This window comes from Anaeromyxobacter sp. Red801 (assembly GCF_049201065.2).
Lineage (GTDB): Bacteria > Myxococcota > Myxococcia > Myxococcales > Anaeromyxobacteraceae > Anaeromyxobacter.
The window spans coordinates 4,956,872-4,972,863 of record NZ_CM181236.1 but is presented as its reverse complement, the minus strand read 5'-3'; the positions used below and the strand labels follow the sequence as shown (position 1 = coordinate 4,972,863).

The window sequence follows — 15,992 nt, the reverse complement described above, 5'->3', positions numbered from 1 at the left end:
GAGGCGGCGCCGTCGCCCTCCCCGTGCTAAACGACGCCTCCACACACCCGTGGAGGAGCACGCATGTCCCGAGGCATCGAGCGGATCGCGGTGAGGGCGGCAGGGGCGGCGCCGGCGGAGGCGGAGGCCGACGCGCTGGCGCTGCCGGTGTTCGAGGACGAGGTCCGCGGCGGCGGGACCGGCGCGGTGAAGGACCTCGACCGCCTCCTGGACGGCGCACTGCTCGCGGCCGCCCGCGCCGAGCGGTTCGCAGGGAAGGCCGGGCAGGAGCTCGCGCTGCCGACGCTGGGGCGCGCCCGGGCCGGCCGCGTGGTGCTGATGGGGATGGGCGCGCGCGCGAAGGCGCTGGAGGCCTGGGCGCGCGACGGGTACGAGGCGCTGCGGGCCGCCGCGGGCAGGGCGGCGCGCGGCGCGGGGAAGGCCGGCGCGCGCACGCTCGCGCTCGCCGCGCCGGAGCTGGACGGCGACGCGCTCCCCGGCGCCGCCCGCGCGCTCGCCGAGGGCGCGCTCCTCGGCACCTACCGGTTCTCCCGCTACAAGAAGGACGATCCGGCGCGGACGCCCGGCGTGTCGGAGGTGTCGGTGCTGGTGCCGCCGTCGCAGGAGAGGGCCCGCGCGGTGAAGGACGCGCTCGAGCTCGCCCGCCGGCTCGCGGGCGCGGTGGCGTGGGCGCGGGATCTCGTGAACCTGGGCCCGGCCGACTGCACGCCGGAGCTGCTCGCGCGCGCGGCCTCCGAGGTGGCGCGGCGTGCCGGCCTCGCCGTGGAGGTGCGCGGGCCGAAGGAGATCCAGGCCCTGAAGATGGGGATGTTCCTGGGCGTCACGCGCGGCTCGGCGGAGCCGCCGCGGCTGGTGAAGGTGAGCTGGGTGCCGCGCGGCGCCGCCGGGCGGAAGGCGCCGGTGGTGCTCGTCGGCAAGGCCATCACCTTCGACTCGGGCGGCCTCTCGCTGAAGCCCACCGAGAGCATGGTCACCATGAACACCGACATGGCGGGCAGCGCCGCGGTGCTCGGCGCCATGCAGGTCGTCGCCGCGCTGAAGCCCCCGTTCCCGGTGCACGCGGTGCTGGGCGCCTGCGAGAACATGCCGGGCGGCCGCGCCTACAAGCCGTCCGACGTGCTGGTGGCGCACGACGGCCAGACCGTCGAGATCACCAACACCGACGCGGAGGGGCGCCTCGTGCTCGGGGACGTCCTGTCCTGGGCGGCGGACACCCTGAAGCCCGCGGCCATGATCGACGTGGCGACGCTCACCGGCGCCTGCATCGTGGCGCTCGGCAACGGCACCGCCGGCCTGTTCGGCCCGGACGGCCCGGTCGCGGACGGCGTGCTCGCGGCGGCGCGCGCGGCCGGCGAGGACGTGTGGCGGCTGCCCATGACCGAGGCGCTGAAGGACCAGCTCAAGAGCGACCGCGCCGACCTCAAGAACACCGGCGAGCGCTGGGGCGGCGCCATCACCGCTGCCCACTTCCTCCACGCGTTCGCGAAGGACGCGCCCTGGGCGCACCTCGACATCGCCGGGCCGTCGCACACCGGCAAGGAGCAGGGCTACGTCGCGAAGGGCGGGACCGGCTTCGCGGTCCGGACCCTGGTCGAGTTCGTGCGCGCCTGGAAGGCGTGAGCGGCCGCATTCACGCCCGGTGAGGCCTCACTCGCGCTCGCCCGGCGCGCCGCCGGGCGGGAGCGGGGCGTCCTCGGTGCCGGCCGCGTCCGGCGCCGCGAGCACCTCGCGCGCCTTCTCCAGCTCGTCCGGCAGGACGAGCAGCACCAGCCCGCCGTTCGCGAGCGCGATCGGCGGGAGCAGCGACGCGAGCGGCCGGTCCTGCACCACCGCCTCGATGCCCTCGGCCTCGAGCAGGCCGAGCGCGACCTCGGCCTCGGAGAGGCTCTCGAACGACGCCACCGGGACGAGCTCCTGGTTCTCGTGCATCGCGCGCCTCCTCGCCCCCGAGGATACCGCCGCCGGGGCCCGCGCGCAGGCCGACCCCGCGGCGCACGGCCGGCCGCCCGCCGAGCGGGGACACCGGTCGGGTCCCCACCGGTCATGCAATTGCCCGGCGGGGCGTGCCCCGGCATGTGGAGAGGATGACCGACCTCGCCCGGCTCCCCCCGCGCGACGAGCGCGGCGCGCTGCGCGTGGTGGTGGAGTCGCCGCGCGGCGCCACCCTGAAGCTGAAGTACGACGCGGAGCTGGGCGTGGTGACGGTCTCGCGCCCGCTGCCGCTCGGGCTCGCCTACCCGTACGACTGGGGGTTCGTCCCGGGGACGCGCGCGCCGGACGGCGACCCGGTGGACGCGCTCGTCTACTGGGACGCGGTGAGCTTCCCCGGCGTGGTGGTGCCGTGCCGCCCGGTGGGCGTGGTGCGCCTGGAGCAGGACTCGAAATCGAACGGCCGCGTGCGCAACGACCGCATCCTGGCGGTGCCGGTGAAGCACCCGCGAGGCGACGACCTGCGCTCGCCGGACGACCTTCCCGCGCGGGTCCGCGACGAGATCGCGCAGTTCTTCCTGTCGGCCATCTTCTTCGAGCCGAAGAACCCGGCGCTGCTGGGCTGGGGCGGGCCGGAGGAGGCCGAACGCCTGGTGGACGGCTGCACCCGGGCGCTCGGGGCCGTGGCGCGGCGCCGCTCCTGATCCAGCGCAAGCCGCGGCGCTCCCCCGCGCCGATCGCGCGCGGGTGGGGTGGGCCGGAGGCCGGCCCCTGCGGTACTCTCGGCGTTCACCGGGCGGGCGCTGCGCGCCCCGATGAGCGAGCGAGGAGAGCCATGATCGCGTGGACGCCGGCCCTGGCGGTCGGGATCGAGGAGATCGACGCGCAGCACCAGGAGCTGTTCCGCCGCGCCGAGCGCTTCGTGTCCAGCCTGGGCCAGACCTCGCGGCAGGAGGTCGGCATCCTGCTCTCGTACCTGCGCCTCTATTGCGTGACGCACTTCGGGGCCGAGGAGTCCTGGATGCGGCAGGTGGAGTACCCGGGCTACGCGCAGCACAAGGCGGAGCACGACGGCTTCGTCGCGAGCCTGATCGCGCTCTCCGACGAGCACGAGAAGCGCGGCGGGCCCGGGCTGCAGGCGGCGCGCGTCTCCACCTTCGTCGAGCGGTGGCTCCAGGACCACGTCACCGGCACCGACGTCGCGTTCGCGAAGTTCGTCCTGTCGCGGTCCGAGTAGGTTCGCGCCGGCGCGCCGCGCCCCCGCCGCGGAGGTGCGCCGTCGCCCGCGCGGGGCTAACCTCCGGGCGTGAACCTCACCGACACGCTCGCGCTCCTCCTCCGCCCCGCCGGCGGCGGCATCCACCTCGTCTCCAGCGGCAAGTCCGAGCAGCTCGCGCTCCAGCGCCGGCTCTACGGCGCCGACGACGAGGCCGAGATCCGCGCGCGCTGGCGCGAGGACCTGGAGCGCGCCGCCACCGCCCGCGCGGTGGTGCTCGGGATCCCCTCCGACGTGGGGGCGGGCTTCCGCCGCGGCGCGAACCTGGGGCCGGCCGCCATCCGCGAGCGGCTGCTCGAGGACGATCCGTCGCGAAGCGCGCGCGACCGCGCCGACGGCGTGGTGGACCTCGGCGACGTGTTCGTGGTCCCGCAGCTCCTCCACGACGACATGCTGGGCGAGGCGCAGCTCGCCGCCAGCCGGCGCGCGCTCTACCCGGACCTGCCGGCGGAGGAGGCGGCGCTTCTGCCGGTGTCGCCGCTCTCCATCGCGGAGCGGGCGCTCGCGCTCGTGCTCGAGGCGAACCCGCGCGCCCGCGTGTTCGCGGTGGGCGGCGATCACTCCACCGCGTGGCCGGTGGTGAAGGCGCTCGCGCCGCGCTGGCCCGGCATGGGCATCGTGCAGATCGACGCGCACACCGACCTGCTCGAGGACCGGCTCGGGATCCGCTACTGCTTCGGCACCTGGTCGTACCACGCGAACGAGCTGGTGGGCCGCGGCGGGCGGCTCGTGCAGGTGGGCACGCGCGCCTCCGGGCGCGACCGCGCGCACTGGGAGTCCACGCTCGGCGTGCGGCAGTTCTGGGCCGCCGACGTGCTCGCCGACCCGCGCGCCGCGCTGGACCAGATCCTGGCGCACGTGAAGGCGACCGGCGTCTCCTCGGTCTACTTCTCGAACGACATCGACGGGACCGACCAGGAGTGGGCCGACGCCACCGGCACGCCGGAGCCGGGCGGCCTCACGCCGGCGTTCGTCTCGTCGCTCGTCCGCCGGCTGGGGAGCGAGGTGGGGCTCGCGGGCGGCGACGTCATGGAGGTCGCGCCGGGGATCGTGGGCGGCGAGGGCGCGGGGCCGCGCACGGTCGGGCTCGCGGCGGGCTACCTCGCCGAGACCATCGACGCGGCGCTCGGCCGGACCCGGTGAGCGCCGCGGGGGCCCCAGGGACGGCAAGGCCCCGGCGCCTCGCGGTGCCGGGGCCCTCCTGCGGATGCCGGACGTTGCCTCGGAGCTCGGGCCGCTAGGCCTTCTCGTCGGCCTTCTTCGCGGCCGGGGTGGTGGCGCCGAGGAGCGCGCCCACCGCCGCGCCGGCGGCCGCGCCGGCCACCGCGAAGAGCGAGGCGACCGCGGTGACGCCGAGGACCATGCCGAAGACGATGAGCGCCTTCACGCCGATCGAGGCGGTGACCGGGGTGCCGAAGATGCCGCCGGCGAGCAGCACGCCCGCGTAGCCGCCGTAGAGGAGCGCGGGGAGGAGCGCGACCGCGAGGAAGACCGCGAGACCGATGCCGGCGCCGACGAGAGCGGGGACCTTGTTCTTGTTCGCCATGACCTTCTCCTTTTTCGCTGGGGCCGTCCGTCCGGCCATCCGCCCCCTCGTTGTGCACGGCCCCTGCCAGCCCGCCCCGCCCCGGATCTCGCGGGGTTGCGCGCCGACGTGTCGGGAGTTCCCGACCCGGCCTCCGACCGTCCCGACTGGGGGAGGTCTGCGCGTCCGTGTGGTAGGTTCTCGCGCGTGAACGCGTTCAAGCCCCACCTCGCCTCGGTCGCCGACTACCCGTACGCGAAGGTCGACGCGCGCCTGAAGCTCGACCAGAACGAGAGCCCCGACGACCTCCCCCCCGAGCTGAAGGCCCGCGCGCTGGAGCGCATCGCCCGCGCCGCCTGGAACCGCTACCCGGAGCTGCACGCCGAGGACGTGCGGGACGCCGTGGCGCGGCACGAGGGCTGGGACCCGCAGGGCGTGGTGCTCGCGCCGGGCTCGAACCTGCTCGTGCTGGCGCTCACGCAGGCCGCGCGCACCGTCGTCGACACGGTGCCGGCGTTCCCCTACTACAAGGGCGGCAGCATCGCGACCGGCACGCCGTGGCGCGGCATCCCGCTCGCGCCGGGGTTCACCATCCCCATGGACGCGCTGCTCGCCGCCATGGACGGCGCCGGCGGCGTCCTGTTCCTCCCCAACCCGCACGCGCCCACCGGCCAGCTCTTCGCGACCGGCGACGTGGAGCGGCTCGCCGAGCGCGCCCGCCAGCAGGGCTGGGTGCTGGTGGTGGACGAGGCGTACCACGCGTTCGCGGGGAGCGACGCCCGCCCGCTGGCGCGCGCCAACGCCCACGTGGCGGTGCTGCGGACGTTCTCGAAGTCCTGGTGCCTGGGCGGCGTCCGCGCCGGCTACCTGCTCGCGTCGCCGAAGGTGGCGGCGGTGGTCCGCGCCTGCCTGCCGCCGTTCTGCATCCCGGTCCACACCGGCGCCATCCTGCAGACGGTGCTCGAGTCGCCCGGCTACGTCGGCGAGCTGGTGACGCGGATCCAGGCCGAGCGCGCCCGCGTGCTCGAGGCCCTCTCCGCGCACCGGACCTGGCGGCCCTACCCGAGCGCCGCGAACTACCTGCTCGTCCGCACGCCGGACGCGAAGGCCGCCTGGGATCACCTGCTCTCGCGCGGCATCCTGGTCCGCCGCCAGGACCACTACGCCGGGCTGGAGGGCTGCATCCGGATCACCATCGGTACGCGCGCCGAGAACGACGCGCTGCTGGCGGCGGCTGCGGACGCGCCCTAGCGGGCCCGGCGCCGGGACACGACGGGCGGGGCGCCCGCGTCATGCCCGAGCGCGCGCGATGGCCCCTGGGGTCACCCCCAGGACGCGCCGCATGCACCTCGCCATGTGGCTCTGGTGCGCGAAGCCGGCCTGCAGCGCGACCTCTCCGGACGTCAGGCCGCCCCGCAGCAGCAGCGTCTTCGCCCGCTCCACCCGGCGCTGCACGACGTACGCGTGCACCGGCACTCCCAGGGCGCGCCTGAACAGCACCTTGAAGTGCGGCGCGCTCACGCCCGCCTCGCGCGCGAGCCGCGCGATCGAGAGGTCCGCGTCGAGGTGCGCCTCGACGCAGTCGACCACCCGACGAAGCTGGTCCTTCGAGAGGCCGCTGCGCGGAACGGCCGGCGCGGCGTGCGCGGAGAGCAAATGTGCCGAGAGCGCCAGGCCCAGGCTCTCGCGGAAGAGCAGCCCGCTCGGGAAGCCTGCGCGCCGCTCCGCATCGAGCGCCCAGGCGATGTGCTCGATCCGGAGGTCGCGGAGGTGATACCGCGGGGCGATGCTCGCCCGTCCGGGATCGAGGCCCATCTCCTCCGCGACCCGCCGCACGAGCGAGTCGGGCAGGCGAAGGTGCACCGTCCGGCTCTCGTCGTCCTCGGTCCAGGCGTCCGAGACGCCCGCGGGGAAGACGTTCACCTCGCCGCGGGTCCGGGTGGACGGCGCGCCGCTGGCGGGGCACGAGACGCGCACCGGCGGCCCGACGTGCACGCTGACGTGATGGTCCGCGACAGGGGGGTGCACGAGGTCGCCCGCGGGCGTGACGCGCAGCTCGACGCCGACGACGCCGCGGTGGCCCGCGGCGCGGATCGCCGCTCCGGGCGCCTCGGATGGTCCGCTCATGCAGGTGGTCCTAATCCGTCCGTGCTCTCGATTCATCCGACCGTGGGCGCGCAGCCGCGCAGCGCCCGGTAGACGAGCCCTCCATTCACGAACAGGAGCGTCCTCATGGAGAGGTTCACTGGAAAGAAGGCCGTCGTCACCGGCGGCACGGCAGGCATCGGGCTGGCGATCGCCAGGGCGCTGCTCGAGGGCGGCGCCGAGGTGCTGGTCACCGGAAGCACCGAGCAGGGCCTGGAGGCCGCGCGGCGCGAGCTCGGACCGCGCGCGCGGGTCGTGCGCTCCGACACCTCGAAGCTCGCCGACGTCGCCGCGCTCGGCGCGCTCGTCGAGCGGGAGCTCGGCGGCATCCACGCCGCCTTCGTCAACGCCGGGTTCTCGAAGCTGACCCCGTTCGACCGCGTCACCGAGGAGGAGTACGACCGCACCTTCGCCGTCAACACGAAGGGCGCCTACTTCACCGCGCAGCGGCTCGCGCCGCTCGTGCACGACGGCGGCGCGTTCGTCTTCACGACCTCCGTCGCCGACGAGCTCGGCGTACCCAGCCTGAGCGCCTACTCGGGGGCGAAGGCGGCGGTCCGGTCGTTCGTGCGGACGTTCGCCACGGAGCTGCTGCCGCGCGGGATCCGCGTGAACGCGGTGAGCCCGGGCTTCACCGCGACCCCGACGCTGGGCGTGACCGGTGCGTCGAAGGAGGAGGTCGCGGCGTTCGAGAAGGAGGGGAACGAGCTCACGCCCATGGGGCGGATCGGGTCGCCGGGCGAGGTGGCGCGCGCGGCGCTGTTCCTCGCGTTCGAGGCGACGTTCACCACCGGGGCGGAGCTCCCGGTGGACGGCGGGCTGTCGCAGCTGTGACCGGAAGCGGGGTTCCGCAGTGGGCGGGACCCCGCTTCGCCTCGCCCCGCCCCTACGCCGCCGCGACCTCCGCCTCCTCCGGCAGCGGCTTGCCGAGCTCGCGCTTCTTCCACAGGAAGTAGACCGCCGGGTAGACGAGCAGCTCGAGCAGGAACGAGGTCACCAGGCCGCCGACCATGGGCGCGGCGATGCGCTTCATGAGGTCGGCGCCGGTGCCGGTGGACCACATGATGGGCAGGAGGCCCATCATCGCGGCGAACACCGTCATGGCCTTCGGGCGGACGCGCTTCACCGCGCCGTGGATGATGGCCTCGACCAGCCCGTCCTCGTCCTTCACCAGCCCCTTCTTCCGGTACTCGTCGTAGGAGAGGTCGAGGAAGAGCAGCATGAACACGCCGGTCTCGGCGTCGAGGCCCATGAGCGCGATGAGGCCCACCCAGACCGCGATGGAGACGTTGTAGTCGAGCAGCCACAGCAGCCACACCGCGCCGATGGCCGAGAACGGCACCGCCAGCATCACCAGCGACGCCTTGAACGCGCTCTTCGTGTTCATGTAGAGCAGCGCGAAGATGAGCACGAGCGTGACCGGGATGATGAGCTTCAGCCGCTCCTTCACCCGGATCATGTTCTCGTACTGGCCGCTCCAGGAGATGGCGTAGCCCGGCGGCGGCCTCACCAGCTCGGCCACCTTCGCCTTCGCCTGGTCCACGTACCGGCCCACGTCCACCTTGGACGTGTCGAAGTCCACGTACACGTAGCCGGCCAGCAGCCCGTTCTCGTCGCGGATCATCGACGGGCCCTGCGCCAGCACCACGTCGGCGATCTCCTCCATGGGGATCTGCCCCTGCCCGTTCGGCAGCGGCAGGAGCACCCGCTTCAGCGCGTCCAGGTCCTCGCGGTAGTCGCGCGCGTACCGGACGTTCACGCCGTAGCGCTCGCGCCCCATCACCGTGGTGGTCTGATTGTCCCCGCCCACCGCGGTCATCACCAGCATGTTGGCCGCGTCCACCGACAGGCCGTAGCGGGCGAGCTGCTCGCGCTTCAGCACGAAGTCGAGGAAGTAGCCGCCGGCCACGCGCTCCGCGTAGACGCTGCGCGTCCCGGGCACGTGCTGCACCGCCGACTCGATGTCCTTCGCCACCTTCTCCACCGTGGCGAGGTCCGCGCCGGCCACCTTGATGCCCACCGGCGTGCGGATGCCGGTGGAGAGCATGTCGAGGCGCCCCTTGATCGGCATGGTCCAGGCGTTGGAGATGCCGGGGAGCCGGAGCGCCTCGTCCATCTCGGAGATGAGGTGGTCCTCGGTGATCCGGTCGCGCCAGACCGTGCGCAGCACGCCCTTCAGCCACTCCGGCGCCCACGAGGAGTACCAGCGCGGCTGCTCGCGCCACTGCGCCTCCGGCTTCAGCACGATGGTGGTCTCCATCATGGTGAACGGGGCCGGGTCGGTGGAGGTGTTGGCGCGGCCGGCCTTGCCGAACACGCGCTCGACCTCGGGGAAGGTCTTCAGGATCTTGTCCTGCACCTGCAGCGCGCGCTGCGCCTCGGCGACCGACATGCCCGGCTCCACCGCCGACGGCATGTAGAGGATGGTCCCCTCGCGCAGCGGCGGCATGAACTCGTGGCCGAGCGCGAGGTACGCGGGGATCGAGGTGGCGACGAGCAGCGCCGCCACGACCAGCGTGGTCTTCGCGTGCTTCACCACGAACCGGCAGGGCGGCTCGTAGATCCGGTGCAGGAAGCGGCTGATGGGGTGCCGCTCCTCCGAGTAGTACTTGCCCACCAGCACCTGGTTCGCGACCCAGGCCACCGGGCGCGGGCGGAAGCGGAACGGCTCGACGCGGGCGAACAGCATGCGCATGGCCGGGTCGAGCGTGATGGCGAGCAGCGCCGCGATCGCCATGGCCAGGTTCTTGGAGTAGGCGAGCGGGCGGAAGAGCCGGCCCTCCTGGTCCACCAGCGTGAACACCGGCATGAACGCGACCGCCACCACCAGCAGCGAGAAGAAGACGCCCGGGCCCACCTCCAGCAGCGCCTCCAGGCGGACCTTGTGGAAGTCGCCCTGCTTCCCGTCGGCGATCCAGTGGTGGATCTTGTTGTACGCGTTCTCCACCTCGACGATGGCGCCGTCCACCAGCACGCCGATGGAGATGGCGATGCCCGCGAGCGACATGAGGTTCGCGTTCAGGCCCATGAAGTACATGGGGATGAAGGCGAGCGCGACCGACACCGGGATGGTGACGATGGGCACGATGGCGGACGGCACGTGCCAGAGGAAGACCAGGATCACCAGCGAGACGATGAGGATCTCCTCGAGAGCTTCCCCTTCACGTTCTCGATGGCCTTGCCGATGAGCTCGGAGCGGTCGTAGGTGGTCACCACCTCCACGCCCTTCGGCAGCGACGGCTTCACCTCCTCGAGCTTCGCCTTCACCCGGTCGATGACGTTGAGCGCGTTCTCGCCGGCGCGCATCACCACGATGCCGCCGACCACGTCCCCCTCGCCGTCGAGGTCGGCGATGCCGCGGCGCATCTCCGGGCCGAGCGCCACGGTGGCCACGTCCTTCACCAGCACCGGCGTGCCGCCCTCCGCGCGCAGCACCAGGTTCTCGAGGTCCTGGATCGACTTCACGTAGCCGCGGCCGCGGACCATGTACTCGCGCCCGGACAGCTCCACCAGGCGGCCGCCCACGTCGTTGTTGCCGCTGCGGACGGCCTGCACCACCGCGTCGATGGGCAGCCCGTAGGACGCGAGCGCGTTCGGGTTGACGGTGATCTGGTACTGGCGCACCTGGCCGCCGACGGTCGCGACCTCCGACACGCCCGGCACGCTCTGGACCGCGTAGCGCAGGAACCAGTCCTGCGTGGAGCGCAGCTCGTCGGAGGTGTGCTTCCCGGTGCGATCCACCAGCGCGTACTGGAACACCCAGCCCACGCTGGTGGCGTCGGGTCCGAGCTCGGTGGTCACCCCCTGCGGCAGCTGCGGGGTGATCTTGGACAGGTACTCGAGGACGCGGGTGCGCGCCCAGTACATGTCGGTCCCGTCCTCGAAGATCACGTAGACGTAGCTGAACCCGAAGTCCGAGAAGCCGCGGACCGCCTTCACCCGCGGCGCGCCCAGCAGCGCCGAGGTGATGGGGTAGGTCACCTGGTCCTCGATGATGTCCGGGCTGCGATCCCACTTCGAGTAGACGATGACCTGCGTGTCGGACATGTCCGGCAGCGCGTCGAGCGGGATGTTCTTCATCGTCCACCACGCGCCGACCAGCGTGACGATCGTGGCGCCGAGGACGATGAACGGGTTGTGCGCCGAGAAGCTGATGATGCGCTTGATCATGGCCTAGTGGCCCCCGTGCTGCGCGTGGTCGCCGGCGCCGGCCGCGGGCGCGGCGGCGGGGGGCGCACCGGCCGCGCCGGCCGGCGCGGGCTTCGCGCCCGAGGCCATGGCCGCGAGCGACGCGCGCAGCCGGGACTCGGAGTCCACCAGGAAGTTCGCGCCGGTCACCACCTGCTCGCCCTCGTGCAGGCCCTCCACCACCTCGACGTGGCGGCCGTCGCCGTCGCCGAGCCGCACCTCGCGCGGCTGGAACCGGCCCTCGCCTGCGGCCACGAACACCACCTTCTGCGTGCCGGAGTCGATGACCGCGTCGGCCGGGATCACCAGGCCCTCGGTCCGCGCGCCGTGCAGCAGCACCTCGCCGAACATCTCCGGCTTCAGCTCGCCGCCCGGGTTCGCGAACTCGATGCGCACCTTGGCGGTGCGCGTCTTGGGATCGAGCAGCGGGTCGATGAACACGACCTTCCCCTTGAACGGGCGGTTCGGGTACGCCTTCAGCGAGAGCGTGGCGGGCAGGCCCACCTTCACGTGCCTCAGCTCGCTCTCGTACACGTCCGCCAGCACCCACACGCGGGAGAGGTCCACGATCTCGAACGGCATCGAGCCGGCCTCGATGCGCATGCCGGGGACGATGTCGCGCTTGGTGATGACGCCGCTCGCCGGCGCGTGGAAGGTGAGGTCCTTGCGGGCCTCGCCGGTCTTCTCCAGCCGGGCGATCTCCGACGCCGGCACGTCCCACAGCTCCAGCTTGCGCCGGGCCGCCTGCACCAGCGCGGCCCCGGCGCCCTCCGCGCCGCCCTGCGCGAGCGAGCGGCTGGTGCGGAGCGCGAGCAGGTACTCCTCCTGCGCGGCCAGGAGCTCGGGGCTGTACATCGCGAAGAGCGGCTCGCCCCGGCGAACGGTCTTGCCGATGAACGTGGAGTGGTCGTGCTCGACGAAGCCGCCGACCTTCACGTTGAGGTGGTGCACGCGGGTCTCGATGGCGACGCGGCCGGCGGTGCGCCAGGCGCCGCCGACCTCGCCCCGGATCACGGGCGCGGTGCGCAGCCCGATGAGCTGCTGGCGGGAGGGCTCGATGGTCACGCTGGCGAGCCCCTCCGGCGCCGGGCCTTCCGCCTGCGCGCCGCCCGCGGCGCCGCCCTCCATCTTCACCAGCTTCATGCCGCAGATCGGGCAGTCGCCGGGGTGGTCCTGCACGATGGTCGGGTGCATCGGGCACTGCCACTGCGGCTTCTGGTCCGCGGCCGGCTTCGCCGCGCCGCCCGCGGGCGCCCCGGCGGCGGGGGCCGCGGCGCCGCCCTGCGGCGGGTCCATGGGCACGAGCTTCATGCCGCAGATCGGGCACTCGCCGGGGTGGTCCTGCACGATGGTCGGGTGCATCGGGCAGGTGTAGAGCTGCTGCTTCTCGGCGTGCGCCGCGTGGTCGTGGCCGTCGCCGCCGGCGGCCTCGCCGCCGCGCAGCCGGCCGGCGAGGAGCACCGCGCCGCCGCCCAGGGCCGCGCCGGCGAGCAGCGCCGCGAGCAGGATCAGCGCCCCGCGCGCGCGCCGCGGCGGAGGGGGAACGTTCGGGTTCGTCGGGATCGTCGCGTCGCTCACATGCCACCCATCGAGGAAGAGGAAGAGGAGGAACCACCGGAGGCGGCCGCCTGCGCCCCGCCGCCCGCCGCGCGGGCCGGGGCGGCGGCCGAGGCCGCGCCGCCCGCGCCGGGCATGCCCCCGCCGCCGCCCGCGGCGCCGCCGGGGAGCGCCTCGTCGAGGCTGACCTCGCGCTCCGCGATCCACAGGCGCTGCGCCTCGGCCGCCGTGCCGAGGAACCCCTCCTCGTCGGCGACCGTCCCGGCCAGCGCGTCGAGCACCGACGCGAACGGCACCTGGCCGGTGACGTACTGCGCGAGCGCGCTCTCCGCGGTGGCGCGCGACTGCACCAGCAGCCCGCCGCGGTAGAGCGCCAGCGTGTCGAGCGCCGCCGCGAGCGCCTCCTGGCGCTCCAGCGCGCGGAGCCGCACCACCTGCGCGAACGCGTCCGCCGCGGCGGCGCCGTTCTCGGCCCGGGCCGCGCTCATGGCCGCCGCGCGCGACTGCTTGCGCCCCGAGAAGACCGGCAGCGGGACCGAGACGCCCACCTGCCACATCGGCTCGAGCGCGCCGCGCGGCATCACCCCCGCACTCACGGTGACGTCCGGGAACCGCTCGCGCCGGGCCAGCGCCGCCTCGCGATCCGCCTGCTGCGCCCCGGCCCGCGCCGAGGCCAGCTCAGGGCTGCGCGCCTCCGCGTCGGCGAGCGCCGCGTCGCGGTCCGGCAGCGCCGGATCCGCGAGCGCCTCCAGGCCGGCGATGGTCTCGACCGGCTCCGCGGCGGGGCGGCCGCGCAGGCGGTTCACCACCGCCACGCGCGCGCGCTCCTCGGCCTCGAGCGACACCCGCCGCTGGCGCAGGCGCGTCCGCTCGAGCTGGGCGCGGAGCAGGTCGGTCTGCGCGCCGCCGCCGGACTCGTAGCGGGCGCGGGCGGTGCCCTCCGAGCGCGCCCAGAGCGCCTCGAGGCGGCGCAGCAGCGCCATGCGGTCGCGCACCAGCACCAGGTCCACGTAGGCGCGGCGCATGTCCGCCTCGGCGCCGAGCCGGGCCCGGTCGAGCGACGCCACCGCGGCGTTCGCGCCGGCCGCCGCCGCCTCGGCCCGCAGCGCGCGCTTGCCGGGGAACGGGAAGGTCTGCGAGAGGCCGATCGAGTAGTAGCTCGTCTCCATCTTGCCGACCTGGATCGCGCCGAAGCCGTCGTTCTGCAGGCCGAGCGACAGCACCGGGTCCGGCAGCGCGCCGGCCTGCGGGACGCGCTCGTGCTCGGCGCGGACCATGGCGTGCGCGGAGCGGAGCTCGGGGCGCGCCTCCAGCGTCTCGGAGAGGAGCCGCGCGAGCGCCGGGTCGTCGGCGAGCGGCACGCGCGCCTCCGCGGCGGCGAGGGCCGGCGCGGCGGCGGCGAGGAGCAGGATCGCGGCGGGACGGAGTCGTCTCATACGGGGGAGCTCCCTAAGCAGCGCCCGTGCCACCCGGCGGAGGCCGGGACCGCAGCCTGATCAGGCGGTATTTCCTCGGTTTACGAGGGGCCGGCGCCGCCGCACGCGTCACGTGTAACCCGCGGCGTCACGCATTCCCCCGTGAACCCCGGGCCCCCTCCATCGGGCCCCGGCGGGGTATCGTTCTGCCGTCCGTGACCCCATGACCGCTCGCGACGCCCACCCATCACCCGCCGGCACCGAGGCGGAGCGGCGCGTGGCGGGCGTCGCGTGGGAGGCGCTCGCGGGCACGGGCCCCGGGCTCGGGCCGGAGCTCGCGGAGGTGCTCGCCGGCGGCGCGGCGGAGCGGGCCGTGACGCGCGCGCTGCGGGCCCGGCCGGCGCTCGACGCCGCCGGGCGCGCCGCGGTGGCCGAGGCGATCTTCGGCGTGGGGCTCTGGCGGCGCCGGCTGCGCGCGCAGCTCGGCGATCCGCTCGCGCCGCCGGCGCTGCTGCTCGCCGCGCTGGTGCGCGACCTGGGCGGCCGCGAGGCGGGCCGCGCCGAGGCGCTCGCCGGCCTGCCCCCGGGCGCGCTCCCGCCGCCGCGCCCGCCGCCGGCCGCGCGCGCCGACCGCTTCTCGCTGCCCGGGTGGCTCGACGCCGAGCTCGACGCGGCGGCCGGCCCGGAGGCGGACGCGCTCGCCGCGGCGCTGTGCCTGCCCGGCCCGGTGGCGCTCCGGGCGAACCGGCTCCGCACCTCGCCGGAGGCGCTCGCGGCGCGGCTCGGGGCCGAGGGCGTGCGCACCCGGCCCGGCGCGCTCGCGCCCGCGTGCCTCGTGGTGGAGGGCCCGCGGCCGAACGTGTACGGGCTGCGCGCCTGGCAGGATGGGCTGCTCGAGGTGCAGGACGAGGGGAGCCAGCTCCTCGGCGAGGCGGTGGGCGCGCGCGCCGGCGAGGCGGTGCTCGACGCCTGCGCCGGCGCGGGCGGGAAGACGCTCCTGCTCGCGTCGGCGGTGGGACCGGCGGGGCGCGTGCACGCCGCCGATCCCGACGCCGGGCGGCTGGTGCGCCTCCGGACGCGCGCGCTCGCCGCGGGCGCGGCGGGCATCGTGGCCGTGCACGGCGCCGCCGCGCCGGCGGACCTCCGGGTGGACCGCGTCCTCGTGGACGCGCCGTGCTCCGAGCTGGGCGCGCTCCGCCGCGGGCCGGACCTGCGCTGGCGCATCGATCCGGCCGCGTTCGAGGCGCTGCCCGCGCTGCAGGCGCGGATCCTGGAGCGCGCCGCGGCGCACGTGCGAACGGGCGGGCGGCTCGTCTACGCGACCTGCACGTTCCGCCGGGCGGAGGACGAGGAGGTGGCCGGGGCGTTCGAGCGGGTGCACCCGGAGTTCGAGCGGATCGCGCCGGAGGCGCCGGCGAGCGCCCTCACCCCGGACGGCTTCCTGCGGACCTGGCCGCACCGGCACGGGACGGACGCGTTCTTCGCGGCGGCGTGGGTGCGGCGGGGGTAGGAGAGGGCGCGCCGGCGGCCCGAGCGCGCCCTACCTGGCCTTCACCGCTCGCGCGGACAGCAGCTTCGCGCCGCCGTGCGCCTGGAGCGCCGCGTCCAGCGCCCGTGCGTAGTCGGGCCGCGCGTCCTCCAGGCGTGCACGCCCCCGGTCCGTCAGCACGGTGTACACCCCGCGCTTGTCGTCCGGGCACAGGTCGCGGACGGTGAGGCCGGCGCGCTCCATGCGCTCGACCATCCGCGAGACCGAGCTCTGGTTCAGGCTCAGCTGCGCGGCCAGCTCCTGCATGCGCAGCTCGGAGTCCGGGGATCGCGCCAGCATCTCCAGCGCCCGGAACTCCGTCAGCCCGAGCCCATGCCGCGCCTGGAGCACCTTGCCCAGCTCGGCCTCGACCCGGGCGACGACCTGGATCAGGTCGAGCCACGCATCGCCTCGCCTCGACGTCACCGG

13 protein-coding genes and 1 pseudogene are annotated in these 15,992 nt (G+C 74.9%); 7 read left to right on the top strand and 7 right to left on the bottom strand.

Annotation, left to right across the window (positions count from 1 at the left end):
• Positions 1–63 precede the first annotated feature (63 nt).
• Complete coding sequence (locus ACOQFB_RS22890; protein ID WP_059438255.1) at positions 64–1,620, top strand: leucyl aminopeptidase; 1,557 nt, start codon at positions 64–66, stop codon at positions 1,618–1,620.
• A 27-nt stretch (positions 1,621–1,647) separates the two neighbouring features.
• On the opposite strand, the gene ACOQFB_RS22885 is transcribed toward ACOQFB_RS22890, so the two are convergent.
• Positions 1,648–1,929: a putative signal transducing protein gene (locus ACOQFB_RS22885; protein ID WP_059438256.1), complete on the bottom strand. Its 282-nt coding sequence runs from the start codon at positions 1,927–1,929 to the stop codon at positions 1,648–1,650.
• 155 nt (positions 1,930–2,084) lie between these two features.
• Here ACOQFB_RS22885 and ACOQFB_RS22880 point away from each other — a divergent pair, with 155 nt between their 5' ends.
• From ACOQFB_RS22880 to ACOQFB_RS22870, 3 genes are all read left to right on the top strand, one after another.
• A complete protein-coding gene (locus ACOQFB_RS22880; protein WP_059438257.1) occupies positions 2,085–2,633 on the top strand; it encodes an inorganic diphosphatase in 549 nt (182 codons plus the stop codon).
• A gap of 131 nt (positions 2,634–2,764) precedes the next feature.
• A complete protein-coding gene (locus tag ACOQFB_RS22875; RefSeq protein WP_059438258.1) occupies positions 2,765–3,166 on the top strand; it encodes a bacteriohemerythrin in 402 nt (133 codons plus the stop codon).
• A 69-nt stretch (positions 3,167–3,235) separates the two neighbouring features.
• The gene (locus tag ACOQFB_RS22870) at positions 3,236–4,348 is read left to right on the top strand and encodes an arginase family protein (RefSeq protein WP_059438259.1); all 1,113 of its coding nucleotides are present in this window, start codon (positions 3,236–3,238) and stop codon (positions 4,346–4,348) included.
• Between the two features lie 94 nt (positions 4,349–4,442).
• Here ACOQFB_RS22870 and ACOQFB_RS22865 read toward each other — a convergent pair whose 3' ends face one another.
• Positions 4,443–4,751, bottom strand: coding sequence for a hypothetical protein (locus ACOQFB_RS22865; protein ID WP_059438260.1), 309 nt, complete (start codon positions 4,749–4,751; stop codon positions 4,443–4,445).
• Positions 4,752–4,937: 186 nt separating this feature from the next.
• On the opposite strand from ACOQFB_RS22865, the gene ACOQFB_RS22860 reads away from it, so the two are divergent.
• Positions 4,938–5,981 (top strand): pyridoxal phosphate-dependent aminotransferase, encoded by a 1,044-nt coding sequence (locus ACOQFB_RS22860; RefSeq protein ID WP_421610518.1) that lies wholly within the window; start codon positions 4,938–4,940, stop codon positions 5,979–5,981.
• A gap of 39 nt (positions 5,982–6,020) precedes the next feature.
• Here ACOQFB_RS22860 and ACOQFB_RS22855 read toward each other — a convergent pair whose 3' ends face one another.
• Positions 6,021–6,857 carry a helix-turn-helix domain-containing protein gene (locus tag ACOQFB_RS22855; RefSeq protein ID WP_421610517.1) on the bottom strand — a complete coding sequence of 279 codons (837 nt, stop codon included), beginning with the start codon at positions 6,855–6,857 and terminating at the stop codon, positions 6,021–6,023.
• Between the two features lie 105 nt (positions 6,858–6,962).
• Between ACOQFB_RS22855 and ACOQFB_RS22850 the strand changes: the two genes are divergently transcribed.
• Positions 6,963–7,709 (top strand): SDR family oxidoreductase, encoded by a 747-nt coding sequence (locus ACOQFB_RS22850; protein ID WP_421610516.1) that lies wholly within the window; start codon positions 6,963–6,965, stop codon positions 7,707–7,709.
• A gap of 52 nt (positions 7,710–7,761) precedes the next feature.
• Here ACOQFB_RS22850 and ACOQFB_RS22845 read toward each other — a convergent pair.
• The 3 genes and pseudogenes from ACOQFB_RS22845 to ACOQFB_RS22835 form a co-directional block, all read right to left on the bottom strand.
• A pseudogene (locus ACOQFB_RS22845) lies at positions 7,762–11,045 on the bottom strand (efflux RND transporter permease subunit).
• A 3-nt stretch (positions 11,046–11,048) separates the two neighbouring features.
• Positions 11,049–12,641: an efflux RND transporter periplasmic adaptor subunit gene (locus ACOQFB_RS22840; protein WP_494492382.1), complete on the bottom strand. Its 1,593-nt coding sequence runs from the start codon at positions 12,639–12,641 to the stop codon at positions 11,049–11,051.
• A complete protein-coding gene (locus ACOQFB_RS22835) occupies positions 12,638–14,056 on the bottom strand; it encodes a TolC family protein (RefSeq protein ID WP_421610513.1) in 1,419 nt (472 codons plus the stop codon). Before ACOQFB_RS22835 ends, ACOQFB_RS22840 begins: the two co-directional genes overlap by 4 nt.
• A gap of 202 nt (positions 14,057–14,258) precedes the next feature.
• On the opposite strand from ACOQFB_RS22835, the gene ACOQFB_RS22830 reads away from it, so the two are divergent.
• Positions 14,259–15,545 carry an RsmB/NOP family class I SAM-dependent RNA methyltransferase gene (locus ACOQFB_RS22830; RefSeq protein ID WP_421610512.1) on the top strand — a complete coding sequence of 429 codons (1,287 nt, stop codon included), beginning with the start codon at positions 14,259–14,261 and terminating at the stop codon, positions 15,543–15,545.
• Positions 15,546–15,575: 30 nt separating this feature from the next.
• Here the strand turns inward: ACOQFB_RS22830 and ACOQFB_RS22825 are convergent, their stop codons facing one another.
• A complete protein-coding gene (locus ACOQFB_RS22825; RefSeq protein ID WP_059439228.1) occupies positions 15,576–15,989 on the bottom strand; it encodes a MarR family winged helix-turn-helix transcriptional regulator in 414 nt (137 codons plus the stop codon).
• Positions 15,990–15,992 lie beyond the last annotated feature (3 nt).